General features: G+C 71.1%; 22 protein-coding genes. 4 read left to right on the top strand and 18 right to left on the bottom strand.

Translation table 11 applies throughout. The features are described 5' to 3' along the window. Nucleotides 1-52: 52 nt before the first annotated feature. From ACYQ8L_RS14885 to ACYQ8L_RS14820, 14 genes are all read right to left on the bottom strand, one after another. Complete coding sequence (locus ACYQ8L_RS14885) at nt 53-772, bottom strand: hypothetical protein (protein WP_459942599.1); 720 nt, start codon at nt 770-772, stop codon at nt 53-55. 389 nt (nt 773-1161) lie between these two features. After that, a complete protein-coding gene (locus tag ACYQ8L_RS14880) occupies nt 1162-2445 on the bottom strand; it encodes an acetyl-CoA C-acetyltransferase (protein ID WP_459942598.1) in 1284 nt (427 codons plus the stop codon). 76 nt (nt 2446-2521) lie between these two features. After that, nucleotides 2522-4336, bottom strand: a complete 1815-nt coding sequence (locus tag ACYQ8L_RS14875) for a triose-phosphate isomerase (RefSeq protein ID WP_459942597.1) — start codon at nt 4334-4336, stop codon at nt 2522-2524. A 53-nt stretch (nt 4337-4389) separates the two neighbouring features. Continuing rightward, complete coding sequence (gene hemH / locus ACYQ8L_RS14870; protein WP_459942596.1) at nt 4390-5358, bottom strand: ferrochelatase; 969 nt, start codon at nt 5356-5358, stop codon at nt 4390-4392. Next, on the bottom strand, nt 5355-6743 hold the full coding sequence (locus ACYQ8L_RS14865) for a sensor histidine kinase (protein WP_459942595.1): 1389 nt from the start codon (nt 6741-6743) through the stop codon (nt 5355-5357). Before ACYQ8L_RS14865 ends, hemH begins: the two co-directional genes overlap by 4 nt. A gap of 41 nt (nt 6744-6784) precedes the next feature. Further along, entirely contained in the window at nt 6785-7885 is a 1101-nt protein-coding gene (locus ACYQ8L_RS14860) for a THUMP domain-containing class I SAM-dependent RNA methyltransferase (protein ID WP_459942594.1), read from the bottom strand. Beyond that, a complete protein-coding gene (gene leuD / locus ACYQ8L_RS14855; RefSeq protein WP_459942593.1) occupies nt 7882-8379 on the bottom strand; it encodes a 3-isopropylmalate dehydratase small subunit in 498 nt (165 codons plus the stop codon). The genes ACYQ8L_RS14860 and leuD overlap by 4 nt, the downstream gene beginning before the upstream one ends. After that, a complete protein-coding gene (gene leuC, locus ACYQ8L_RS14850; protein WP_459942592.1) occupies nt 8376-9635 on the bottom strand; it encodes a 3-isopropylmalate dehydratase large subunit in 1260 nt (419 codons plus the stop codon). The genes leuD and leuC overlap by 4 nt, the downstream gene beginning before the upstream one ends. Nucleotides 9636-9703: 68 nt before the next feature. Beyond that, nucleotides 9704-11233: a 2-isopropylmalate synthase gene (locus ACYQ8L_RS14845; protein ID WP_459942591.1), complete on the bottom strand. Its 1530-nt coding sequence runs from the start codon at nt 11231-11233 to the stop codon at nt 9704-9706. A 277-nt stretch (nt 11234-11510) separates the two neighbouring features. After that, on the bottom strand, nt 11511-12527 hold the full coding sequence (ilvC, locus tag ACYQ8L_RS14840; protein ID WP_459942590.1) for a ketol-acid reductoisomerase: 1017 nt from the start codon (nt 12525-12527) through the stop codon (nt 11511-11513). 114 nt (nt 12528-12641) lie between these two features. Next, entirely contained in the window at nt 12642-13130 is a 489-nt protein-coding gene (gene ilvN, locus ACYQ8L_RS14835; protein ID WP_459942589.1) for an acetolactate synthase small subunit, read from the bottom strand. A gap of 14 nt (nt 13131-13144) precedes the next feature. Next, nucleotides 13145-14833, bottom strand: coding sequence for a biosynthetic-type acetolactate synthase large subunit (gene ilvB / locus ACYQ8L_RS14830; RefSeq protein ID WP_459942588.1), 1689 nt, complete (start codon nt 14831-14833; stop codon nt 13145-13147). Nucleotides 14834-15001: 168 nt separating this feature from the next. Next, complete coding sequence (ilvD, locus tag ACYQ8L_RS14825) at nt 15002-16657, bottom strand: dihydroxy-acid dehydratase (protein WP_459942587.1); 1656 nt, start codon at nt 16655-16657, stop codon at nt 15002-15004. 14 nt (nt 16658-16671) lie between these two features. Further along, the gene (locus tag ACYQ8L_RS14820) at nt 16672-16914 is read right to left on the bottom strand and encodes a DUF465 domain-containing protein (RefSeq protein ID WP_459942586.1); all 243 of its coding nucleotides are present in this window, start codon (nt 16912-16914) and stop codon (nt 16672-16674) included. Nucleotides 16915-17251: 337 nt separating this feature from the next. On the opposite strand from ACYQ8L_RS14820, the gene nadB reads away from it, so the two are divergent. From nadB to ACYQ8L_RS14805, 3 genes are all read left to right on the top strand, one after another. Further along, the gene (nadB, locus tag ACYQ8L_RS14815) at nt 17252-18823 is read left to right on the top strand and encodes an L-aspartate oxidase (protein WP_459942585.1); all 1572 of its coding nucleotides are present in this window, start codon (nt 17252-17254) and stop codon (nt 18821-18823) included. After that, a complete protein-coding gene (locus ACYQ8L_RS14810; protein WP_459942584.1) occupies nt 18820-19200 on the top strand; it encodes a response regulator in 381 nt (126 codons plus the stop codon). The genes nadB and ACYQ8L_RS14810 overlap by 4 nt, the downstream gene beginning before the upstream one ends. A gap of 169 nt (nt 19201-19369) precedes the next feature. After that, nucleotides 19370-20878, top strand: coding sequence for a flagellar assembly protein A (locus ACYQ8L_RS14805; protein WP_459942583.1), 1509 nt, complete (start codon nt 19370-19372; stop codon nt 20876-20878). Here ACYQ8L_RS14805 and ACYQ8L_RS14800 read toward each other — a convergent pair whose 3' ends face one another. Both ACYQ8L_RS14800 and ACYQ8L_RS14795 read right to left on the bottom strand, forming a co-directional pair. After that, on the bottom strand, nt 20879-21499 hold the full coding sequence (locus ACYQ8L_RS14800; protein WP_459942582.1) for a hypothetical protein: 621 nt from the start codon (nt 21497-21499) through the stop codon (nt 20879-20881). Between the two features lie 145 nt (nt 21500-21644). After that, nucleotides 21645-22067 carry a hypothetical protein gene (locus ACYQ8L_RS14795; RefSeq protein ID WP_459942581.1) on the bottom strand — a complete coding sequence of 141 codons (423 nt, stop codon included), beginning with the start codon at nt 22065-22067 and terminating at the stop codon, nt 21645-21647. 195 nt (nt 22068-22262) lie between these two features. Here ACYQ8L_RS14795 and ACYQ8L_RS14790 point away from each other — a divergent pair, with 195 nt between their 5' ends. Then, nucleotides 22263-22427, top strand: a complete 165-nt coding sequence (locus ACYQ8L_RS14790; protein ID WP_459942580.1) for a hypothetical protein — start codon at nt 22263-22265, stop codon at nt 22425-22427. A 217-nt stretch (nt 22428-22644) separates the two neighbouring features. Here the strand turns inward: ACYQ8L_RS14790 and ACYQ8L_RS14785 are convergent, their stop codons facing one another. Beyond that, nucleotides 22645-22869 carry a hypothetical protein gene (locus tag ACYQ8L_RS14785; protein WP_459942579.1) on the bottom strand — a complete coding sequence of 75 codons (225 nt, stop codon included), beginning with the start codon at nt 22867-22869 and terminating at the stop codon, nt 22645-22647. Further along, complete coding sequence (locus tag ACYQ8L_RS14780; RefSeq protein ID WP_459942578.1) at nt 22866-23858, bottom strand: methyltransferase; 993 nt, start codon at nt 23856-23858, stop codon at nt 22866-22868. Before ACYQ8L_RS14780 ends, ACYQ8L_RS14785 begins: the two co-directional genes overlap by 4 nt. Nucleotides 23859-23999: the final 141 nt, after the last annotated feature.

Raw genomic sequence — 23999 nt, 5'->3', positions numbered from 1 at the left:
TAATAGAAAGTTGGGAAGCCGCGAAGCGAAAAGGCCGGAACGGCCCCCGTCGTCAGAGATCGGCCTCTACGGCCAGGTGCGGGCCCCACCGGACCCCTAAGGGATCCACGCCCACGGCGATGCCGGCCCCGTAGGCCGTGCCCCCGGGCGATCGGTACCAGGCTGTGAGCTTCCCCGCCGCCCCCACGAACCACCCGGTTTCCCGGCCGGCGTTCACCCGGTCGTCGTCCTCGTAGAAAGCCTCGACCCCGGCCCGGAAGTCCAGGGCCGTCGGGCCCCATCGCCGGCGTTCCCCAGAGTAAACGCCCCAGAACACCTCGTCCTGGGTCCGGAAGTTGTGATCCACCCCGTCCCGCAGGGGCCGGCGCCGGGTGGACTCCACCGGCGCCTCGCTCACCTCGACCTCCAGGACGAGCCGCCGCGGTTGGCCGGGGTCGCCGAAAAACCGGGACAGGGAGATCCCGGTCTGGTGGTACGTGTCCACGGCGCGGCCGGGGTGACGGCTCCACCGGGTGAACACCCCAACCCGCCAGGGGTCTCCGAGAAGGGGGGTAGCCTCCGGATCCCCCAGGGGAAAGGTCCAGGAGATGTGGGTGAGTTCCACCTCGCGGCCCCCTTCGAGTGCCTGCACCTCCCGGCTCACCCGAAGCGGCCCCAGGCCGAGCCCGACCCCCCGGGCCCAGAGGCCGGCCCACCGCTCGGCGACCCGGCCTGCCCCGATCCCGCCTCCCCCTTGGACCTCCAGGGGGCCCCACCCGACGGCGAGGCGCACCCCCCCCCCGTCGCCGTGGCGTAGACCCAGTCCTCCTGGGTTTCGTTGAACTCGGTGTCCACGAAAACGCCCTGGAGGTACGCGTCCCACCCCAGGTGAAGCCCCAGCGGGAGGCGCCACCGGGTCTCCCGGACGAGCTCGGCCGAAAGCCCGGTGGCCTGGTCCCAGTTGGCGTTGGCTCGGTCTTGGGCGTTCAGCTCGGCCGCGTTCGTGCCGTCGAACTTGCCGTGGTTTCCGTACCCATCGGGCCCGCGGGTGCGTGGCACCTCCCTCACCACCCCGGCCCGCAGGGTCCACGCCCCATGGGGCCCGGCCCAGGCGGCCGAAAAAAGCAGGGCCCCCGAGAGGGCCCCGACAACGACTCGGTTCACGGCACCCCCGGCGCCAGCCTAGAGCGCCTCCACCACCAGGGCCATGCCCTGGCCGCCGCCGATGCACAGGGTGGCGAGCCCGTATCGGCCGCCCCGGCGGCGAAGCTCGTTTACCAGGGTCACCACGATCCGGGCACCGGAGCACCCGATGGGGTGGCCCAGGGAGATGCCGCTTCCCACCACGTTCGTCTTCTCGAGGTCGAGCTCCAGTTCCCGCATGCAGGCGATGGCCTGGGCCGCGAAGGCCTCGTTGAGCTCCACGAGATCCAGGTCGGCCACGGTGAGCCCGGCCTTGGCGAGGGCCTTCCGGGTGGCCGGCACGGGCCCGAGGCCCATGTAGGCCGGGTCCACGCCGCCCGAGGCCCAGGCCACCACCCGGGCCAGGGGCTTCAGGCCCGCGGCCTCGGCCTTGTCGGCCCCCATGAGAAGAAGCGCGGCCGCGCCGTCGTTGATTCCGGAGGCGTTTCCGGCGGTCACGGTGCCGTCCTTCTTGAACGCCGGCCGGAGCTTGGCCATCTTCTCGACGCTCGTGTCCATGGGCCGCTCGTCGGTGTCCACCACGACGGGGTCGCCTTTTCGCTGGGGCACGGCCACCGGTACGATCTCGGCCGCGAACCGGCCGTCGGCCTGGGCCGCCCGGGCCCGTTGGTGGCTCAGGGCCCCGAGCTCGTCCTGCTCCTCACGGCTGATGCCGTAAAGCGCCGCCAGGTTCTCGGCCGTGTGGCCCATGTGGTACCCGTAGAAGCACTCCCAGAGCCCGTCGTGGACCATGAGGTCCACGAGCTGGGTGTCGTTCATCCGGGCCCCCCACCGCCCGGCCGGGAGCGCGTAGGGGATGCGGCTCATGTTCTCCATGCCGCCGGCCACCACGACGTCGGCCTCGCCGTCGCGGATGGCCTGGGCCGCGAGCGCCACGGCCTTCATGCCCGAGGCGCACACCTTGTTCACCGTAAACGCCGGGATCTCCTTGGGCACCCCGGCCCGGATCGAGGCCTGGCGGGCCACGTTCTGGCCCTGGCCGGCCCCCACCACGTTGCCCAGGATCACCTCGTCCACCTGGAGCGGGGCGAGGGCCTCGTCGTAGTCGTAGTGCTGCTTCTCCAGGTCGATGACCCCCCGGTCGGCCAGCGCCTTGGGCCCCACGGCCCGCAGCGCCTCCCCGGCCACGGGCCGCACCCCGGCCCGGGTCAGGGCTCCCCTCACGGCGGCCGCCCCCAGATCGGCCACCGGCACGTCCTTCAGCGCCCCGCCGAAATTGCCCACGGCGGTACGGGCTCCGGAAACGATCACCACCTCTCGCATGGCTTCTCCTCCCTCAACGGAAAGCGGTTCGATCCGCCCCTTATAGACCGACCGTGCGGTCGGGGGCAAACCCGGCCTACTCCTCGTCCCCCTCCTCCCGCGCGAGTTCCTCGAACTTGATGTCGATGCCCATGACCCCGGCCATGCGGTCCTCGGCGTCGTAAATGGGGGCCGACACGGTCATGGTGAGCCGGCCGGTGACCTTCGAGGTGTAGATGTCGGTCAGGCAGAGCTTCCCGGTGCGCACCGGCTCGGTGAACCACACCCGGTCGGCGTAGTTCGCCGCCACCTCGTACTCGGCGTACTTGCCCCGGTCCTCCGGCTGGGTCACGTTGCGGGTGATCTTGCGGCCCTCGAGATCGGTGGCATACACGAACTGGATGAAGGGGTGCTCCTCGGCCGCCTCCCGCATGACCCGCTCCATGCGCTCGGGGTCCATGGACCGGACGTCCGGGTGATCCACGAGGCGTTCGAGCACGTGGGCCGCGGCCTCGCGCACCCGGGCCTTGAGCCGGTCGTACTCGCTGACCAGGAGCTCGGGCATGTATTTGCGGACCTTGCGCTCCATCTCCTCGGCCGAGAGCGCCGTGGTGCGGCCCTCCTCGAACTGGCGCATCACGGCCCGGTGGATCTTGGCCACGCCGGGATGGCGCTTGTCCACCCGCCGCTCCGGGGGGAGGGCCAAGTGGGTGTTGATCCAGTGGGCGATGCCGGCCAGGCCCGATTTGTCGGTGACCGCGATGCCCATGGGGCGGCCTAGGATCCGCTCGGTGTCGAAGATGTTGTAGATCTCCTCGTTCTTCGCGATCCCGTCGATGTGGATGCCGGCCCGGGTCACGTTGAACTCGCTGCCCACGAACGGCATGGAGGGCGGGATGTGGACCCCCAGGTCCCGCTCGAAATAGTTGCGGATCTCGGTGATCACCGTGGGGTCCATGCCGTTGGCCGAACCCGTGAGTTCCATGTACTCGATCACGAGCCCCTCCACGGGGGGGTTCCCCGTGCGCTCCCCGAACCCCAGGAGGGTTCCGTTGGCCGCGGCGCAGCCGTAGAGCCAGGCCGTCGAGGCGTTGATCAGCACCTTGTGGAAGTCGTTGTGGCCGTGCCATTCGAGCTGCCCGGGCGGCACCCCGGCCTCGTCCACCAGGGCCCGCACGAGCCGGGGCACGCTGCGCGGTAGGGCCGCCCCCGCGTGGGGGACCCCGAACCCCATGGTGTCGCAGAGCCGGATCTTCACGGGGAGGCCGGCCTCGCGGCTCCGCTCCATGAGCGCCCGGGCGAAGGGCACCACGAACCCGTACACGTCGGCCCGGGTCACGTCCTCGAAGTGGCACCGGGGCACCACCCCCTCCTCCAGGGCGGCGTCCACCACCCGAAGATAGTCCCGCAGGGCCTCGCGCCGCTTTTTCCCGAGCTTGAGATAGATGTGGTAGTCGGACACCGAGGTCAGAATCCCGGTCTCCCGGATGCCCATGGCCTTGACCAGCTTGAAGTCCTCGGGGTTGGCCCGGATCCAGGCCGTGATCTCGGGGTACCGGTACCCCAGGGCCTGGCAGCGCTCCACGGCCTCCCGGTCCCGGTCGGCGTAGAGGAAGAACTCGGTCTGCCGGATCACGCCGTTGGGGCCCCCGAGCCGGTGGAGGAACGTGTAGAGGGTTTCGATCTGCTTGGGCGTGTAGGGCGGCCGGGCCTGCTGGCCGTCGCGGAACGTGGTGTCGGTGATCCAGAGCTCCTCGGGGGGGCTGGGCGGCAGGAGCACCCCGTCGAAGGGCACCCGGGGCACCTCCACGTAGGGGAACACGTCACGGTACAGGTTGGGCTCGTCGCGCTCCACCACCTCGTCGAGGGGGAAGTCGGGGCCGGACCGGCGCAGCAGGGGGCGAGGCTTCATGGCGGAAACCGAACTCCTTGTGTGGGAAACGCCGGGGAGGCGCCCCTCCCCGGTCAGTGAACCGTCGGTGAAGACGATATGCCTTCCCCCGCCTCCCGCGCCAGGGCCGCCAGGGCCCGGATGAACGCGGGGCGGGTGTTGAGGGAGGGGGCCCGCCGAAACTCGCCGATGCCCAGAAACCGGGCCAGTTCGGCGTACTCCACGTCGATCTCGTGGAGGGTCTCGATGTGGTCGGAGACGAAGCTCACGGCCACGGCGCACACCCGCTCGACCCCCGCGGCCGCGAGCTCCCGGAGGCTCTCCTCCACCCCGGGCCCCAGCCAGCGCACCGGGCCGGTGCGGCTCTGGAACGCGAGCCGGTGGGGCGGGTGCCCGAGGCGTTCCACCACGCCGGCCACGGTGGTCCGGATGTGGTCGAGGTAGGGGTCGCCCCGGTCGATCAGCCGCTGGGGCAGGCTGTGGGCGCTAAAGAGCACGGTGGCCCCCTCGAACCCCTCGAGCCCCTCGGCCACGGCCTCGGCCAGGGCGTCGAGGTAGAGGGGATGGTCGTGCCAGGAGCGGATCACCCGACGGGGAAGCCCCGCAAGCCCCTCGGCCTCCAGGGCCGAGTCCAGGTCGGCCAGGCTCGAGCCCGTGGTGGCCCGGCTGTAGTGGGGGTAGAGGGGGAGCACCACAAGGCGGTCGGCACCCCGTTCCCGCAGCTCGGCCGCGGCGGCCCGGGCCCGGGGATGCCAGTAGCGCATGGCCACGGCCACGGCCCATCCCTCCCCCAGCTCGGCCTCCAGGGCGGCGGCCTGGGCCCGGGTGATCTCGGCGATGGGGCTTTTCCCGCCGATCCGACGGTAGCGCTCCACCACCTTGGGGGTGCGCTTCCTTCGGATCCACCGGGCCAGAGGCCTCTGGAGCCACCGCGACAGGGGAAACCGCAGGATCTCCGGGTCGGAAAAGAGGTTCTCCATGAAGGGGCCCACGGCCTCCAGGGAGTCGGGGCCCCCCATGTTGAGGAGCACGACCCCGGTCACGCCGGCGCCTCCGGAAGCTCCAGGTAGATCCGGGTGCCCCGGCCGGGCTCCGATCGGGCGAACACCCGCCCCCCCTCGGCCTCGGCGATCCGCCGGACGAGGGCGAGCCCCACCCCCGACCCCCCTGCCCCCTTGCGGCCCTGCACGAACAGCTCGAACACGCGCTCCTCCATGCCCGTGGGAATCCCGATGCCGTTGTCCTCGACCACGACCCAGGCGTACCCGGCCCGCGGGTCGGCCTCGCCGGGCCCGGCCTTGCGCACCCGGATCACCGGCGGCTCGTCGGGCGACCGGTAGCGCAGGGCGTTGCCGAAGAGATTGAGCAAGATCTGGTGGAGCCGCACGGGGGCGATCCGGAGGGTCGGCAAATCGTCGTCCAGGATCAACCGGGCCCCGGCCTCCTCGACCCGGAGCGCCAGGTCGGCCCAGCCGCTCCGGCAGGCCGCCGCGAGATCCACGGCCCGGGGGGCCGGGCGCTCGGCCCCGATCCGGGCGAAGGCCAAGAGCTCTCCGAGGAGCCCCGCCAGGCGGTCCGCCTGGGCCCGCAATTCCCCGCACAGCCGGCCCAGACCCTCGGTCTGGCCCCGGGCCAGGCGCTCATCCAGGAGCGCCGCGTATCCCTTCACGGTTCCCAAAGGCCCCCGCAGATCGTGGGCCACGGCGTACAGGAACCCCTCGAGCTCCCGGGCCCGCTCGGCCAGGGCTTCCCGCTCCAGACGCTCGGCGGTGACGTCCCGCACCGTGACCACGGCAAACTCGCCCTCCGGGTCCCGGTGGAGCACCCCGGCCACCCGGGCCAGGAACCGGGACCCGTCGGCCCGAGGCTGCCAGGCCTCCACCTCGAACCGGCCGTCCCGCAGGAGGGTCTCTCGCACCTGGGGGTACAGGGACCGGCTCTCCTCGGGGAGGATCTCGAGGACGTTTCGGCCCACCAGGGCCTCCCGGGGCATGCCGAACAGCGCCTCGGCCGCGGCGTTGACGTCGAGGATCTCACCCCCCAGCTCCTCCACGAACATGGCCGTGTCGGCCACCTCGAAGGCCCGGTGCAGGGTGTCGAGCACCCACCGCCGGGGCGAGCGGGGGGCGGTCCACTCGAGGACGAAGGCCGGGCCGTCGCCCAGGGGCACCGCCGTGGTTTCGGCCGGTCCGCCGGAAAGCGGCCGGGTCTGGGTGGCGGTGCGGCCGGTCCGGACCGGGCAGGGGTCGCAGGGCGCGGCCCGACCCCAGAGGAACTCGTGGCACCGCCGGCCCTCGGCCGGGCCGAAGGCCCTCCGGTGGGCCGGGTTCTGGTAGGCGATTCGGAACTCCCGGTCGTGGAGGCTGACCGGCACCGCGAGGGCCTCCAGCACCTCCCGCCAGGGGAAACTCCCTTCGAGCGCGTCCACCCCCGGTTTTCCTTTCCGCCCCAATGGGGCGATTCGGTTTTCTAGCCGGGACCGCCCGTGATCCAGGCGAGCCGCCGGCCCCCGTGCCGCACCCACCGGATCCCCTGGGGCCGCAGGCCCTCGGCCGCGAGTCGGGCCGGGTCGGGCGTCAGGATGGCCCAGCGCCAGGCCCGAAACGGCCCGGTGAGCGCCGCCGCCAGGGCCCCCAGGGCTGCATCGGATCCCCCCAGCCGCCTGCCGTGGGGCGGATCGGCCACCAGGAGCCCGGAGGGGGTCGGGGGGGAGAGCCATTCTACCCCGGCTTGAGCCACCCGCAACTGGTCGGCCACCCCGGCCCGCCGGGCGGCGTCCCGAAGCCGGCGAAGCGCGGCGGCCGAGCGGTCGGCCGCGAACACCGGGGCCGGGAGGTCCGGCCGGACCCGGGAGCGCCGCTCGGAGCGCAGGGCGTCCCAGCGGGCGGGGTCGTGGTTCGCAAACCGTTCGAACGCGAACGCCCGCTGCCACCCGGGGGGAATCCCGAGGGCCAGGCGGGCGGCCTCGATGGGGAGCGTGCCGGCGCCGGCCATGGGGTCGAGGAGCGGGTCGGTGCCATCCCACCCGGCGGCCCGCAGCAGGCCCGCGGCCAGGTTCTCCCGCAGGGGCGCGGCCCCCGGGTCGAGCCGGTAGCCCCGGCGGTGGAGGTGGTCGCCCGAGGTGTCGAGGCTCACCACCACCTCGTCCCCGACCACCCGCACCCGCACCGAAAAGGGCGGAGCCGCGCCGGGGGGGCCGAGGGCGCGGGCCGCGGCCTCCCGGACCGCCTCGGCCAGGGCCCCGGTGTGGAGGCGGCTCCGGTGCCGGGCCACCCGGACCTCGAGCCGAGCCCCCGAGGGGAGCCATTCGCTCCAGGGTGCGCGGCCCAGCTCCCGGGCCGCCTGGGCCGGGGTGCGGGCCCGGAACCGGGCGAGCCGCACGAGCACCCTGCCCGCCACGGCCGATTCCAGGTTGGCGCGCCAAAGGTCCTCCCGCGAGCCCGAAAAGGCCACCCCGCCCTCCTCGGGCCGGACCCCGGGGAGTCCCAGCCCCCGGAGCTCGTCGGCCAGGACGTCCTCGAGCCCCGGGGGCGCGACGGCGTAGGCCTCCACCCCGGCCGGGCCGGTCACCCCTTGGCGGCCCTCTTGGCGATGTGGGCCATGAGACCGCCGTCGGCGATGAGCTCCTGCATGAACGGCGGGATCGGGGCGGCCCGGAACTCGGTGCCCCGGGTCAGGTTGCGGATCACGCCGGAGCCCGCGTCCACCTCCACCTCGTCCCCCTCCTCGATGCCGTCGAAGGCCTCGGGGCACTCGAAGATGGGGAGCCCCATGTTGAAGGCGTTGCGGTAGAAGATGCGGGCGAAGCTCCGGGCGATCACGCAGCTCACCCCGGCCGCCTTGATGGCGATGGGGGCGTGCTCCCGGCTCGAGCCGCAGCCGAAGTTCTTGTCGGCCAGGATGATGTCGCCCGGCTTCATCTTCCGCACGAACTCCGGGTCCTCGTCCTCCATGCAGTGTTTGGCGAGCTCGGCCGGATCGCTCGTGTTCAGGTACCGGGCCGGGATGATCCGGTCGGTGTCGATGTCGGGGCCGAACTTCCAGACGGTTCCGCGAAATTTCACGACACCACCTCCTCGGGGCTCGCGATCCGCCCCTTGAGCGCGCTGGCCGCGGCCACCGACGGGCTCGCCAGATAGACCTCGCTCTCGGGATGGCCCATGCGGCCCACGAAGTTCCGGTTCGTGGTGGCCACGGCCCGCTCCCCCCTGGCCAGGATGCCCATGTGGCCGCCCAGGCACGGCCCGCAGGTGGGGGTGGACACGGCGCAGCCCGCGTCGAGGAACACCTCCACGAGCCCCTCCCGGACGGCCTGGCGGTAAATCTCCTGGGTGGCCGGGATCACGATGCACCGGACGTACTTGGCCACCTTCTGCCCCCGCAGGACCCGGGCGGCCCGCCTGAGGTCCTCGATGCGGCCGTTGGTGCACGACCCGATCACCACCTGGTCGATCGGGACCTCGCCCACCTCGTCGATGGGCCGGGTGTTGGACGGGAGGTGGGGGAACGCCACCTGGGGTTTGACCCGGCCCACGTCGATGTCGATCACCTCGGCGTAGCGGGCGTCGGGGTCGCTCGCGTAGTAGACGGGGGGGCGCTTCGCCCGGCCCTCCACGTAGGCCCGGGTGGTGGCGTCGGGGGCGATGATGCCGTTTTTCCCTCCCGCCTCGATGGCCATGTTGGCCATGGTGAACCGGTCGTCCATGCCGAGCCGCTCGATCACGGGGCCCGTGAACTCCATGGCCCGGTAGAGGGCCCCGTCCACCCCGATCCGCCCGATCGTGTAGAGGATGAGGTCCTTGCCCTCCACCCAGGGCTGGAGCTCGCCGTGGTACACGAACTTCATGGACTCGGGCACCTTGAACCAGGCCTCGCCGGTGACCATGGCCGCGGCGAGGTCGGTGGAGCCCACGCCGGTGGAGAAGGCCCCCAGGGCCCCGTAGGTGCAGGTGTGGCTGTCGGCCCCGATCACCACGTCGCCGGGGACGACGAGGCCCTTCTCGGGCAGGAGGGCGTGCTCCACCCCCATCTCCCCGGTCTCGAAGTAGTTCTCGAGATCCTGCTCCCGGGCGAAGTCCCGGAGCACCTTGCACTGCTCGGCGCTCTGGATGTCCTTGTTCGGGGCGAAGTGGTCGGGAACGAGCACCACCCGGGACCGGTCGAACACCCGGTCGGCCCCGATTCTGCGGAACTCCCGGATCGCGATCGGGGCGGTGATGTCGTTTCCGAGGGCCACGTCCACCTTGACGCTCACGATCTGGCCGGGCTCCACCCGGTCCAGCCCGGCGTGGGCCGCCAGGATCTTCTCGGTGATGGTCATGGGTTCCTCACGCGCGAAAGGGAAGGGGGGCGCCGGCCGGCGCCCCCTCTCGGTTGGGGTTTCGGCCCTCACAGGTGGGCCGTGAACGTCTTCCGTTTCCGGTGCTCCAGCTTGTTCAGGGCGTGGACAAAGGCCTTGGCCGAGGCCACCACGATGTCGGTGTCGGAGGCCTGGCCGTTGGCGAGCACCCCGTCCTCCTCGATCCGCACGCTCACCTCGGCCTGGGCGTCGGTGCCGCCCGTGATCGAGTTGATGGTGAAGTTCACGAGCCGGGGCTTTCGGCCGGTGAGCTTCTTGATCACGGTGAACGCCGCGTCCACCGGGCCGTCGCCGAATCCGGCCTCCTGGCGCACCACCCCGTCCACCATCATCTGCACCGTGGCCGTGGGCACGGTGACGGTGCCCGAGTTCACGTTGAGGTAGAGCAGCCGGTAACGGTCCGGGAGCCGGAGCACCTGCTCGGCGATGAGGGCGTCCACGTCCTCGTCGTAGACGGTCTTCTTCTTGTCGGCCAGGGCCTTGAACGCCTCGAAGGCCCGCTCCATCTGCTCCTCGGTCAGGTCGTACCCCAGGGCCTTCACCTTCTCCCGGAACGCGTGGCGGCCCGAGTGCTTGCCCAGGACGAGGGCGTTCGTCGGGATGCCCACGCTCTCCGGCGTCATGATCTCGTAGGTGCTCTTCTCCTTGAGCACGCCGTCCTGGTGGATGCCCGACTCGTGGGCGAAGGCGTTGGCGCCCACGATCGCCTTGTTGGGCTGCACCGGAAGCCCCGTGATCAGGCTCACGAGCCGGCTCGTGGGATAGATGTACCGGGTGTCGATCCGGGTCGTGAACGGCAGCCGGTCGCCCCGGGTGCGAAGGGCCATCACGAACTCCTCGAGGGAGGCGTTCCCGGCCCGTTCGCCGATGCCGTTGATGGTGCACTCCACCTGCCGGGCCCCAGCCTCCACGGCCGCGATGGAGTTGGCCACGGCGAGCCCCAGATCGTTGTGGCAGTGGACCGAGATCACGGCCTTGTGGGCGTTGGGGACCCGCTCCAGGATCTGGCGGATCATCTCCCCGAACTCCTCAGGCACGGCGTAGCCCACCGTGTCGGGGATGTTCACCGTGGTGGCGCCGGCGTCGATCACGGCCTCCACCACCCGGCACAGGAACTCGAGGTCGCTTCGCACCGCGTCCTCGGCCGAGAACTCCACGTTCGAGGTGTACCGAGAGGCGTACTTCACGGCCTCCACGGCCTGCTCGAGCACCTGGTCGGGGGTTTTCCGGAGCTTGTGCTCCATGTGGATCGGGCTCGTGGCGATGAAGGTGTGGATCCGGGGGTTTTCCCCGCCCTTCAGGGCCTCCCAGGCCCGGTCGATGTCGGCCCGGTTGGCCCGGGCCAGCCCGGCGATCTCGCAGCCCCGGACCTTGTCGGCGATGAGCTTCACCGCCTCGAAGTCGCCCGGCGACGAGATCGGGAACCCGGCCTCGATCACGTCCACCCGCAGGCGCTCCAGGGCCTGGGCCACCCGCAGCTTCTCCTCGATGTTCATCGAGGCCCCGGGACTCTGCTCCCCATCCCGGAGCGTGGTGTCGAAAATCTTGACCATCTCCATGGCTGTCTTCCCCTCGGGCGGCGCGAGACGGCCGCCCTGTGCTTTGCCAGCCTCACGGAACGCCACTTCGGGCAACGCGCTGGAGGGTGTATCGGGGGGCTTCCCTTCCGCTGACACCCTCGCAGGGGCCGCCTCGGCTCGGTCCGCTGCGGCGCGTGAGGGCACGCGCCGCGGCCGCTTCCCTACGCCGGGCGGCCCTTGCTGCTCGGGCGTCGCGCTCCGGCGAAGCCCCCCGATACACGGGTCTCCGCCGATGCGGCGTTCCGTGACGGCCGGGTTAGTTCTTCGAACGGTCCACCAGCCGGCTCTCCTGGAGCCAGGGCATCATGGCCCGGAGCCGCTCGCCCACGGCCTCGATGGGGTGCTCGTCGCCCCGGCGGGTCAGCGCGTTGAACACCGGCCGGCCGGCCCGGTTCTCCAGAATCCACTCCCGGGCGAACTGGCCGGTCTGGATCTCGGCGAGGATCCGCTTCATCTCCTCCTTGACCCGGGCGTCGATGACCCGGGGGCCCCGGGTGAGGTCGCCGTACTGGGCCGTGTTGGAGACCGAGTAGCGCATGTTGGCGATGCCGCCCTCGTAGATCAGGTCCACGATCAGCTTGAGCTCGTGGAGGCACTCGAAGTAGGCCATCTCGGGGGCGTACCCGGCCTCCACCAGGGTCTCGTACCCGGCCTGGATGAGGGCCGTGACCCCGCCGCACAGGACGGCCTGCTCGCCGAAGAGGTCGGTTTCCGTCTCCTCCCGGAACGTGGTCTCGATCACCCCGGCCCGGCCGCCGCCGATGGCCGAGGCGTAGGCCAGGGCCACGTCCCGGGTGTTCCCGGCCGGATCCCGGTCCACGGCGATGAGGCAGGGCACGCCCCGGCCCCGCTCGTACTCGGCCCGCACCAGGTGGCCGGGGCCCTTGGGGGCCACCATGAACACGTTCACCCCTTCCGGGGGCACGATCTGGCCGAAATGGATGTTGAACCCGTGGGCGAAGGCCAGGTAGTCGCCCGGCTCCAGGGATCCCGCGATCTGGCTCCGGAACACGTCGCCCTGGAGCTCGTCGGGCAGGAGGATCATGACCACCTGGGCCCTGCGGGCCGCCTCGTCCACCGGCAGCACCTCGAACCCGGCGGCCCGGGCCTTCCGGGCCGAGGCCCCGTCGGGCCTAAGGCCCACCACCACGTTCATGCCCGAATCCCGGAGGTTGTTGGCGTGGGCGTGACCCTGGCTCCCGTACCCGATCACGGCGATCGTCTTGTCCTTGAGAAGCCCGAGGTCCGCGTCCTTGTCGTAGAAGATCTTCATCGCTGCGCTCCTTTCGGAAAGGCTGGAAGGCTAGAAAGCCAGAAGGCTGGAAAGCTGTACCCTAAAGCGCCGTCGCCGGTTCCCCCGCCGCGGTCGGCGGCCGTTTTCGCGTTGTCATCCGCCGTTTTGCATGCCCCTGGGCATGGCCACCTTGCCGGTGCGCACCACCTCCTTGATGCCCAGGGGCCGCAGGAGCTCCAGGACGGCGCGGATCTTGTCCTCGCCGCCCGTCACCTCCACCGTGTAGCTCTTGGGGCTCACGTCCACCACCCGGCCCCGGAAGATCTCCATGAGCCGCAGGATCTCCGGCTTCGTCTCGTCTGTGGCCGTGACCTTCACGAGCACCAGCTCCCGGTCGAGGTACTGGCCCTCCTGGAGGTCGGTCACCTTGAGCACGTTGACGAGTTTTCGAAGCTGCTTGAGGATCTGTTCGATGATCTGGTCGTCCCCCCGGGTCACGATGGTCATCAGGCTCACCGTGGGGTCCTGGGTCTCGGCCACCGAGAGGCTGTCGATGTTGAAGCCTCGGCCGCTGAAGAGCCCTGCCACCCGGGCGAGCACCCCGAACTCGTTCTCCACCAGCACGTTGATGGTATGGCGCATCGAAGCCCTCCGGTCTAGAGCAGGAGCATCTTGGTCAGGGGGGCCCCGGCCGGCACCATGGGGTACACCCCCTCCTCCGGGTCCACGTGGAAATCCATGAGCACGGGACCGGGGTGGGCCAGGGCCTTCTCGATCACCGGCCGGACCTCCTCGGGCCGGGTGGCCCGGAGGCCCAGGGCGCCGTAGGCCTCGGCAAGCTTCACGAAGTCCGGGGCCACCTCCATGCGGGTGTGGGAGTAGCGCCGGTTGTAGAAGAGCTCCTGCCACTGGCGGACCATGCCCAGGAACCCGTTGTTAAGGATCGCCACCTTGACCGGCAGCTTGTACTGCACGGCCGTGGCGAGTTCCTGGATGTTCATCTGGATCGAGCCGTCGCCGGCGATGTCGATCACGATCCGGTCCGGGAACGCGGCCTGGGCGCCGATGGCCGCCGGAAACCCGTAACCCATGGTGCCGAGCCCGCCCGAGGTGAGCCAGCACCGGGGCTCCTCGAGCCGGAAGTACTGGGCCGCCCACATCTGGTTCTGGCCCACCTCGGTCGAGACGATGCACCGGCCGCCCGTGGCCTCGTGGAGCTGCTCCACCACGTACTGGGGCTTGATGACGTCGGGCCCCTGTGCGTAGTCCATCTTGTGGGCCGCGGCCCACACCGCGATCTCGGCGTGCCAGCCGGCCAGGGCCTCGTCGCGGTTCTCCCACTCGGGTCCGTGCACCAGCCCCAGCATCTTCTTGAGCACGTTTTTCGCGTCGCCCACGATCGGGATGTCCACCTGCACGTTCTTGGAGATCGAGGTGGGGTCGATGTCCACGTGGATGATCTTGGCGTTCGGGGCGAACTCGTCGATCTTGCCGGTGACCCGGTCGTCGAACCGGGCCCCCACCGCAAGGAGGAGATCGGCGTGGCTTACGGCCATGTTGGCCCGGTAGGTGCCGTGCATGCCGAGCATCCCGAGAAACAGCGGGTCGCTCCCTGGGAACCCGCCGAGCCCCATCAGGGTGGTCGTGACCGGGAGTCTCAGGCGCCGGGCGAACTCGGTGAGCTCCCGGGCGGCGTTGGAGAGGATCACCCCGCCGCCGGCGTACACCACGGGCCGCCGGGCCTCGTGGATCGCCTTGAGGGCCTTTTTGATCTGGCCCAGGTGGCCCTCGTAGGTGGGGTTGTAGCCGCGGAGTTTCGCCGCCTCCGGGTAGATGTACTCGGTCTTCCCGACGATCACGTCCTTGGGCAGGTCCACCAGGATCGGGCCGGGCCGACCGGAGCGCGCGAGATAGAACGCCTCCTTGATGATCCGCGCGAGATCGCGCACATCCTTGACCAAGTAGTTGTGCTTGGTGCACGGCCGGGTGATGCCGACGATGTCCGCCTCCTGGAACGCGTCGTTCCCGATGAGATGGGTGGGCACCTGGCCCGTGAACACCACCAGGGGCACCGAGTCCATGTACGCGGTGGCGAGCCCGGTCACGGTGTTGGTGGCCCCCGGGCCCGAGGTCACCAGCGCCACCCCCACCTCGCCCGTGGCCCGGGCGTACCCGTCCGCCGCGTGCACGGCGGCCTGCTCGTGGCGCACCAGGATGTGGCGGATGTCGGAGTCGTAGAGCACGTCGTAGATGTTGAGCACCACGCCGCCGGGATACCCGAAGATCGTGTGCACGCCCTCCTTGCGCAGGCTCTCCACGAAAATCTCGGCTCCGGTCAGTTCCACGGCTACCTCCTTTTCAGGTGCCAGAATTCGGAGGACAGATGCCAGGGAGCGGCCGCCCCCCCGGGCTTCCGGCGATGGCCCCGGAGGCCCCATTCCTCCCCGGCTGATGTGCCAACGGCCGGCCCGTGGGGGGCCGGCCGCCGGCGGATCCTCGAGAGATGCGATGGGTCAGCCCTGCAGCACGGCCCCGGTGTTGGCCGAGGTTACGAGTCGGGAGTACCGAAGGAGCCAGCCCGAGGAGACCTTGGGCTCCGGGGCCACCCACCGGCTCCGGCGCGCCTCGAGGGTGGCCGGGTCCACGCGCAGGTCGAGCCGGCGGGCCGGAATGTCGAGCTCCACCTCATCGCCGTCCTCCACCAGGGCGATGGGGCCGCCCGCCGCCGCCTCGGGGCTCACGTGGCCCACGCAGGGGCCCCGGGTGCCGCCGCTGAACCGGCCGTCGGTCACCAGGGCCACGCTGTCCCCGAGGCCCATACCCATGAGGGCCGCCGTGGGGGCGAGCATCTCCCGCATGCCGGGCCCGCCCCGGGGGCCCTCGTACCGGATCACCACCACGGTGCCGGGCCGGATCTCGCCGCCCATGATCGCGGCCATGGCGGCCTCCTCCGAGTCGAAGCACCGGGCCTTGCCCACGAACCGCATCATGGCCGCGCTCACCCCCGACTGCTTCACCACGGCCCCGTCCGGGGCGAGTGTGCCCCGGAGCACGGCGATGCCCCCCTCCGGCCGCACCGGCGCCTCCACCGGGCGGATCACCTCCTCGTCGAGCCAGTCCACGGCGGCGGCCACCTGCTTCACAGGCGCGCCGTTCACCGAGGGCCCCTCGGCGAGGCGGTCCACCAACCGGCGCAGCACGGCCTTCACCCCGCCGGCCGCGTCTAGGTCCTCCATGAAGTGGTCGCCGGCCGGCCGCAGCGAGCACAGTTGGGGCGTTTCGCGGCTCAGCTCATCGAACCGCTCTAGGGGCAGGTCCACCCCGGCCTCCCGGGCGATGGCGCACAGGTGGAGCACCGAGTTCGTGCTCCCGCCGAGCGCCAGATCGAGCCGGATCGCGTTGTCGAAGGCCCCCGGGGTCAGGATATCCCGGGGCCGGATCCCCTCGCGCACCAGGTCCACGATCCGCTGGCCGCTCAGGTAGGCGAGGTGGCGCTTTTTCGCGCTCACCGCAAGCGCCGTGCCGCAGTCGGTGAGGCTCATCCCCAGGGCCTCGGTCAGGCAGGCCATGGTGTTGGCCGTGTAGAGCCCCTGGCACGACCCGCACCCCGGGCAGGCCTCCTGCTCGCAGGCCTCGAGCTCCTCAGCGCCGATCTCGCCGGCCTGGTGCCGGGCCATGGCCTCGAAGGTGTCGCGCACGAAGCTCAGGCGCCGGCCCCGGTGGCGGCCCGCCATCATGGGCCCCGCCGTGACCACGATCGAGGGCACGTTCAGCCGGGCTGCGGCCATGAGCATCCCGGGGGTGATCTTGTCGCAGTTCGTGAGGAGCACGATCCCGTCGAGGCTGTGGGCCTCGACCACGCTCTCGATCATGTCGGCGATGAGCTCCCGGCTGGGCAGGCTGTAGTGCATGCCCCGGTGGCCCATGGCGATGCCGTCGCAGATGCCGGGCACGCCGAACAGGAAGGGGTACCCACCCCCGGCGTGGACCCCCTTTTCCGCGAACCGCTCGAGGTCGCGCATGCCCACGTGGCCCGCGATGAGGTCGGTGAAGCTCGAGGCGATGCCGATCAGGGGCTTGCCCATCTCCCGCCGGGGCATCCCGGTCGCCGAAAGGAGGGCCCGGTGGGGGGCCCGCTCGAGGCCCTGGGTGATCTTCTCGCTGCGCAACGGGGGTTACTCCTTCACGAGCCCACCTCGGGGTGGGCCTTGCGGTAGGCCAGGATCATGCGGGCCATCCGGTCCTTGCCCGCGAGTTTCAGCTTTTGGATCTTTTTTCGTTCCATTTCCTCTTCGGGGGTGAGATGGGGCCGGCGGTTCAGTTCCTCCAAAATCCGCTCATAGCGCTGATGGGCCTCCATCTCCCGCCGAAACTCCTCGCTTTCCTTCATCAGGATCTTGGCGATCGCTTCGTCCCGCGGTTCCATCCTCCCTCCTGCGGTGGTGGCTGACCGGGTTTGCCGCCCGGTCGGCGTGGGACAGGAACCGCATCCTACGGCCCGGAAACCGCGCTGTCAACGCATCCGCTCGGATTCCCAACAGTTTTGAAGTATTACGAAAAAGGTTTTCGGTTGGGCAAACCCAAAGGGGGGTCGTCCGTCTCCGGCCGCCGGCCGTGGCACGCCCCCGGGCTCTTGGCGTGCCCGCTCGGAGACCGTGGACCGGGGTCTGCCGCTTGACCCCCCTTCTCGGCTTGTACTATTCACCGCCTACGGCGCCCCTTTGGGGCGCGATCTCCGCGATGGGAAAGGAGCCCTCCCGGCCATGGAACGGTTCGACTTCGTGGTGCTCGGCAGCGGCATCGGAGGCCTCACGTTCGCGCTCGACGCGGCCGAGGCGGGAACCGTGGCCGTGGTCACAAAAAAGGAACGAAGCGAGTCCAACACGAACTACGCCCAGGGGGGCATCGCCGCGGTGCTCGACCCCACGGACTCGTTCGAAGCCCATGTGGCCGACACCCTGGAGGCCGGGGCCGGCCTGTGCCACCGTGATGTGGTGGAACGGGTAGTGCGGGAGGCTCCGGAGCACATCCGGCGGCTGGCCCGGTGGGGCGTGGAGTTCACGCCGTCGGATCGGCCCGGGGTGCCCTACGACCTCGGCCAGGAGGGGGGGCACTCCCACCGCCGGATCGTCCACGTCCGGGACATGACCGGCCGGGAGGTGGAGCAGGCCCTTCTGCGCCGGGCCCGGGAGCGGGGGAACATCCGGTTTTTCGAGGACCACTTCGCCGTGGACCTCATCCGCGACCGCGCCGGCCGGTGCGCCGGGGTGCACGTGCTCGGGCCCGACGGCCGGATCGAGGCGTTCCTGGCGCCCGTCACGTGCCTCGCCACGGGCGGGGCCGGCAAGGTGTATCTCTACACCTCGAACCCCGACATCGCCTCGGGCGACGGGCTGGCCATGGCCTACCGGGCCGGGGCGAGCCTGGCGAACCTGGAGTTCATGCAGTTCCACCCCACCTGCCTCTACCACCCGTTCGCGAAAAACTTCCTGATCAGCGAGGCGGTGCGGGGGGAAGGGGGGATCTTGCGGCTTCAGACGGGGGAGACCTTCATGGAGCGGTACCACCCCCGGGGATGCCTGGCACCCCGGGACGTGGTGGCCCGGGCCATCGATGCGGAGATGAAGCGCACCGGCCACGAGCACGTGCTCCTCGACATCACCCACCGGGACCCGGAGTTCGTGCGCACCCGGTTCCCCGGCATCTACGCCACCTGCCTTCAGTTCGGGATCGACATCACCCGCGAGCCCATCCCGGTGGTGCCGGCGGCCCACTACCTCTGCGGCGGGGTCCTGGTGGACGCCGAAGGGCGCACCGATGTGCCGGGCCTCTACGCCGTGGGGGAGGTGGCCTGCACCGGACTCCACGGCGCAAACCGCCTGGCCTCAAACAGTCTTCTCGAGGCCCTGGTGTACGCGGCGGCCGCGGCCCGCAGCGCGGCCGACCACGCCCGGGGCGCCCCGGCGCCGGAAGATCCGCCTCCGTGGGAGGAGGGGGGCACCCGGGAACCCGACGAGGACGTGGTGGTCACCCAGAACTGGGACGAGATCCGGCGCACCATGTGGAACTATGTGGGCATCGTGCGCACCGACCGGCGGCTGGCCCGGGCCCGGCGCCGGATCGACCTCATCCACGAGGAGGTGCGGGACCACGTGCGGCGCTACCGGCCGTCGCCTGACCTGCTAGAACTCAGGAATCTCGCGCTGGTGGCCGATCTGATGGTTCGGTGCGCCGCCCACCGTCGGGAGAGTCGTGGGCTTCACTTCAACGCCGACCACCCCGAACCCCGGGAGGAGTGGTGCAGGGACACCGTGATCCGGAGCGCTTCGTGGTGAACCCTAGGCCCTTTCCGGAAACCGTGCTCGTCGTGGACGACACCGAGTTCATGGCCCGGGTGTTGGCCGACATGCTGGAGGCGGAGGGGTACCGGGTGGCCGTGGCTCGGGACGGCCCCGAGGCCCTGGAGATCTACGAGCGGGATCTCCCCGACCTCGTCACCCTCGACCTCGTGATGCCGGGGATGGACGGCCTGGCGGTGCTCCGGCGCCTCAAGGAAATCGACCCGGCCTGCCGCGTCGTGATGGTCTCCGCCGTGGGGCACGAGGCCAAGGTGCTCGAGGCGATCCAGCTCGGGGCCCGAAACTACGTGCTCAAGCCGGTGGACAAGGACAAGCTCCTGGCCACCGTGCGAAAGACGCTCGATGAGTATTGAGTCCGCTGGAAGGCTGGGAAGCTGGGAGGCTAAAGGCTAGAAACCCTTCCTCGCCGCGGAGAGCGACCCGAGGGCTCCAGATGTGGCGGGGGACCGCGTCCGTCACCCGGGGGGTTCCTTTTCGGCTTTCCAGCGTTCTAGCCTTCCAGCCGAAAGCACAGGAAACCGTATGCCCGAGCCGATCCGGATCGATTCGCGGGAGGGGCGGATCTACCTCACCGTGCCCCGGAACCCCGGACCCCTTTCGGAGGTGGTTCGCCGGGTTCGCGAGGAACTGCCGGGGGTGCCGGTGGACTGGGTCGCGGTGCGGGAAGCCTACCGGTTCGGCCGGGGCCGGGCGTTCCCGGTGGCCCGCCGGTCGGCCGAGGCGTTCCGGTCGGAAAAGGCCAAGGTCCGGTTCTCCGAGGACGAGCTCACCGCGTACCTGGTGCTCTACCCCCCCAAGGGGCGGGGGGAGCGGCTGACGGAGGCGGAGATCTTGGAACTCGTCCGGGCCTACGGGGTACCCGACGAGGTCCTGGACCTCGATGCCCTCCGGCGCGCCGTGCTGCGCCGCAGCTACCTCGAACCCGAGCCCGTGGCCCAAGGGCGGCCCCCCCGCAACGGGGAGCCGGCCCGGGTGGAGTGGGCGGGCGGGGCGCCCACCGACCCCGAGGCGTTCCTGGCGGCCCTGACGGCCGGCGCCCTGCCCGAGGAGCCACGCCTCCTGGTCGTGGAACCGGGCCAACCGGCCGGCACGTATCACCCCCCGGGCAAGGGGACCCCGGGGATCACGGCCCGCGGTGACCCCATCCCGCCGCGGGCGGGGGACGACCCCGTCCGGCTCGGGCCGGGGCTCGGGCTCGCCCCCGACGGCCGCACCGTGGTGGCCCAGCGGGCTGGCCAGATCCGGTTCGCCGACCCGGAAGGGACCCGCGCGTACCTGATGCCGGTGGTGCGTGTGGGTTCGGCACAGGACCTCCGGCGCTGGAAGGACGGGGTGGTCCCGGCCACCGTGGTGGTGGAGGGGGACCTGGAAGCCCCGTTTCCCGTGCGGGTGTTGGGCGATCTGGAGGTGCGGGGCAGCCTGATCCGGTCGCCGGTCGAGGTGATGGGGAGCCTGTTCGTTGCCGGCGGGGTGATCCACACCCGCACCGTGCCCCTTCGGGTGGGGGGGGTGGTCTCGGCGGAGTTCTACGAGCGGGCCCACGTGTTCGCCACCCTGATCCACGTGCGCCGCTACACCATGAAGGGGCGGCTGTCGGCCCTGGAGACGGTGTGGGTAGACCCGGGGGGGGCCTGCCGGGGCGGCCGGATCGAGGCCGGCCACCGGATTCGGGGAGGAGAACTGGGGAGCACCAACGCGCTCGCCACCGAGGTTGAGGTGGGGCGGGTGCGGGTCGTGGATCCGTTCCGATCGGCGTTTGCCGGTTGGGCAGAGATGCTGGAACAGGCGCCTGGGGAGGGCGAAGGCGCCTCCACCCTCCGGAAGATGGCCGCCCGGTGGAGAGAGCGGGCCGAGTCCATTCCCGACCCCGACGTCCTGAGGGCCCGGGTCGAGGCCGAAAGGGTGCACCCCGGCGTGACCGTGTGGCTCGGCACCGCCTCCCGGAAGATCGAAGCCGCCGTGGGTCCCGTGGAGTTTTCGTTCGAGCGTTTCGGACACCAGGGCCGGGTGGCCATGCAGCGGAAGGGGTGATCAGGCGGCCACGATCTCGACCAGGCGCTCCAACACCGGCGGGGCGACCTCGGCGAACCGGACCACGACCCGCCACCCCGCGGCCGCGGGCCGCCGGGCGCCCACCATGCCCGACACGCGGACCCGGGACGCTCCCCGCCGGAGCACCACCCTTCCCCTCCCCCCGGATCGGGGCTCCAACGGGCTCCAGAACACGGCACCCGCCGGGCCCACAACCTCCGCCACCACGACCTGGGGCACTCCGTCGTCCGGGGCCCACAGCACCGTGTGGGGCCCCGGCGGCGTGCCGGCCGGCGGGCCGTATTCCTGGCACAGAACCTCCTCCAGGCGGTCGAACGCAACGCAACGGACCCAGCGGGGGAAGAGCCCCGCATCCCACACCGGGAACGCCTGGACCGGAAACAGGGCGATCACCCGGGCCCCCGGCTCGGGGTCGGCCATGGCCCCCACCAGGGTCCAGGTGAGCTCCCTCGCGCCTCCGTTCAGGACCACCAATCCCGCTCCCTCCCCGGGCAGGGCCGCCGGACGGAGCGGAACCGCGATCACCCGCCAACGCAGCAGAAACGCCGCAAGCCGAACGGAGCCCTCGGCGTCGAATCCCACCAGATGGGCAAGCTCCATAAACAGGCCTCGATCCCCCCGAGCGAACCGCGCCGACGATTGGAACCCTACCGGAGATCGCGGCCCGCGCAAGGGCGGGTGAGCGGCCGGGGAGGGAGCCGGGCCCCCAGGTCGGGCGACCGCCGACGCCGGCCCCTCGGAGTTGTCAGCCGCCTAGCCGCCCGGCCGCCTCGCCGCCCAGCAACTCTCGCACCGCGTCCACCACCTGGCCGACGGACACCGGTTTTCCGAGGATCCGGGCGGTAGGAACGGCGGCCCTCACCCTCTCCCGGTCCCACGGTCCGGCCAGGGCCAGCACGAACAGGCCCGCCCGGGCCGCGAGGTTCCCGAGAGCTTCCAGGTTGGCCCCGGAAATTCCGGCCGCGTCCACCAGGATGCCGCGAAACCGGCCCGGCCAGCGCCAGAGGGCCTCGCGCAGGTCCTCGAGCCGGTCCACCCCGTAGACATCCACTCCGGCCTCGCGCAGCTCGGCGTACAGGAAGGCCCGGCTCGGCCACTCGACGGAAAAAAGGATGACCCCCTGGCCTTTTTTCCCGGGAGGCGGTAACCTCTCCGCCCCGTCCTTCATCGAAGGGAGTGATCCATCCACCATGGCAGATAGGAGAGAACGATGATCGAGGTCACCGACACCGCGAGGGAAAAGCTCAAGGAATCCCTCCAGGAGCACGGCGAGAACCCCGCCGTGCGCATCTACATCTCGGGAATGGGGTGAGGCGGGCCCTCCTGGGGCCTGGCTCTGGATGAGCCCAAAGACGACGACACCGTGCAGGCTGAGGACGGGTTCCGCCTCGTGATGAACCAGTCGCTGCTCGCCCAGGTGGGCGGCGTGCGGGTCGACTACCTTTCGGGGCCCCTGCGCCGGGGCTTCGTGGTGAAGGCCCAGTCCCAGGGCGGGGCCGACTGCTCCTCGGGGTGCTCCGGCTGCTGAGCCGACCCGGCACCCTCGAAGGGAACCCTGAACCCCCGGGGCCGGCCCATTGCCGGCCCCGGGGGTTTTTCTTCACGGATCTTCCCCTAGGCGCCTTCTTCGGGTTGCCGGGATGCCGCGCCGGGGGCCGACTCGGCGCCCAAGCCGAACCCGGTAAAGCGCCGTCGTTTCCGGGTTTCGAGCGTCTCCGCCCGCCCAGTCTGCCCACCCCAAAAGACTACTTGCCGAGGAGGAAAGGGGGCACCGGCGGGCTTGGTTCCACCGGCACCAGCCATCCGGCGGCGAGGCACGCGGCTCCGGCTGCCAGGATGACCCAGGCCAGGGTCCGCTGGGCCCTGCCATGCCCTGGCCGGTCTTCTTTCTCCCATATCCACAGGAACGCGGCCAGGGCCACGAGCACCGCTCCCAGGGCCCACAGGGCGTAGCGCACCCCCTCGCTCACGGTTCGCGCCTCCGGAGGAGCACGACCCGGGGCCCCTTGCCGTACTCCCGCCGGCCGGCCGGCTCGAGGCCCAGGGCGGAGCCCCAGGTCTCGATCTCCTCGGCCGCGTAGGTCCGGCCCCGCTCGGTGGCCACCAGCATGTGGACCCCGAACAGGGCCGCAAACGGGGGCGCCGTGCGGTCCGGCTCCAGGAAGTGGTCGTGGACGGCCACGCAGCCCCCGGGGCGGAGCGCATCCCGGATGCGGACGAGAAGCGCCCGAACCTCGTCCTCCCCCAGCATGTGCAGGATCTGGCTCGCCCACACCGCGTCGTACGGCCCCCCCAGGGGATCGCGCAGGAAGTCCCCCTCGAGGAACGTGATCCGGTCGGCCCCGGGTTTGCCCGCCACGAACTCCCGGGCGATCCGGGAGGTGGGCGGGAGGTCGAAGTGATACGCCCGGAGCCCGGGCCAGCGGTTCACAAACGCCAGGCAGTAGTTTCCGGGGCCGGCCCCCAGATCGAGAAGGGTTTTCGCCCCGTCCAGGGGCAGGAGTTCGGCGACCCGCGGGGCGATGTCGCGGGTGATGTTCTCCATGCCCAGGATGAAGTGGCGAAGTCCCTCCTCGGAGGAAGGCAACTGCTGGGTTTTTCGCCGGAGGGCCGGCCGGCCCGTGCGCCAGGTGCGCTCGAGCCCCTCCCAGTCCTCCCAGGTGTTGTGGAGGTGCCGCAGGATCTCGCCCCGGTAGTCCGGGGAGCCCCGGGCGAGCCACCGAGCGGCCGGGGGCGCCAGGCCGTACCGGTCCCCGGCCTTGGTCAGGAGCCCCATGCCCACCAGGGCGTTCAGGCAGATCTCGGTGGCCCGGGAATCGAGCGCGAGCTTCTCGGCCGCCTCGGCCGCGGTGAGGGGGGCCCCGGCCAGGGCGTCGAACACCCCCACGTCGAGGGCCACCAAAAGGAGCTTGGCCGGCTGAAATCCGGCGGCCAGGTTCCGAAGTTCTTGAAACTCCATCGTCTTTTGCCTCCTCGATGTCTATCGCCACGGCCTACGGCGGAGGAAGGCCCCTTGCCCCGCCCGCCAGCGCATGCTCCGGCGCTTACGCGTGTCAGCGGGTCGCGAACGGGCCGCGCTGCGCGGCCTACGGCAGCTTCC

Source organism: Deferrisoma palaeochoriense (assembly GCF_054656955.1).
The sequence above is the reverse complement of the archived record's forward strand: the minus strand, read 5'-3'. Positions and strand labels throughout refer to the sequence as shown.

Excerpts from the sequence above, each read along its gene's own strand:
- ACYQ8L_RS14880 (WP_459942598.1), bottom strand. The coding sequence starts at position 2,445 with ATGCGAGAGGTGGTGATCGTTTCCGGAGCCCGTACCGCCGTGGGCAAT.
- ACYQ8L_RS14875 (WP_459942597.1), bottom strand. The coding sequence starts at position 4,336 with ATGAAGCCTCGCCCCCTGCTGCGCCGGTCCGGCCCCGACTTCCCCCTC.
- leuC (WP_459942592.1), bottom strand. The coding sequence starts at position 9,635 with ATGACCATCACCGAGAAGATCCTGGCGGCCCACGCCGGGCTGGACCGG.
- ACYQ8L_RS14845 (WP_459942591.1), bottom strand. The coding sequence starts at position 11,233 with ATGGAGATGGTCAAGATTTTCGACACCACGCTCCGGGATGGGGAGCAG.
- ilvC (WP_459942590.1), bottom strand. The coding sequence starts at position 12,527 with ATGAAGATCTTCTACGACAAGGACGCGGACCTCGGGCTTCTCAAGGAC.
- ilvN (WP_459942589.1), bottom strand. The coding sequence starts at position 13,130 with ATGCGCCATACCATCAACGTGCTGGTGGAGAACGAGTTCGGGGTGCTC.
- ACYQ8L_RS14820 (WP_459942586.1), bottom strand. The coding sequence starts at position 16,914 with ATGGAACCGCGGGACGAAGCGATCGCCAAGATCCTGATGAAGGAAAGC.
- nadB (WP_459942585.1), top strand. The coding sequence starts at position 17,252 with ATGGAACGGTTCGACTTCGTGGTGCTCGGCAGCGGCATCGGAGGCCTC.
- ACYQ8L_RS14805 (WP_459942583.1), top strand. The coding sequence starts at position 19,370 with ATGCCCGAGCCGATCCGGATCGATTCGCGGGAGGGGCGGATCTACCTC.
- ACYQ8L_RS14800 (WP_459942582.1), bottom strand. The coding sequence starts at position 21,499 with ATGGAGCTTGCCCATCTGGTGGGATTCGACGCCGAGGGCTCCGTTCGG.
- ACYQ8L_RS14795 (WP_459942581.1), bottom strand. The coding sequence starts at position 22,067 with ATGAAGGACGGGGCGGAGAGGTTACCGCCTCCCGGGAAAAAAGGCCAG.
- ACYQ8L_RS14780 (WP_459942578.1), bottom strand. The coding sequence starts at position 23,858 with ATGGAGTTTCAAGAACTTCGGAACCTGGCCGCCGGATTTCAGCCGGCC.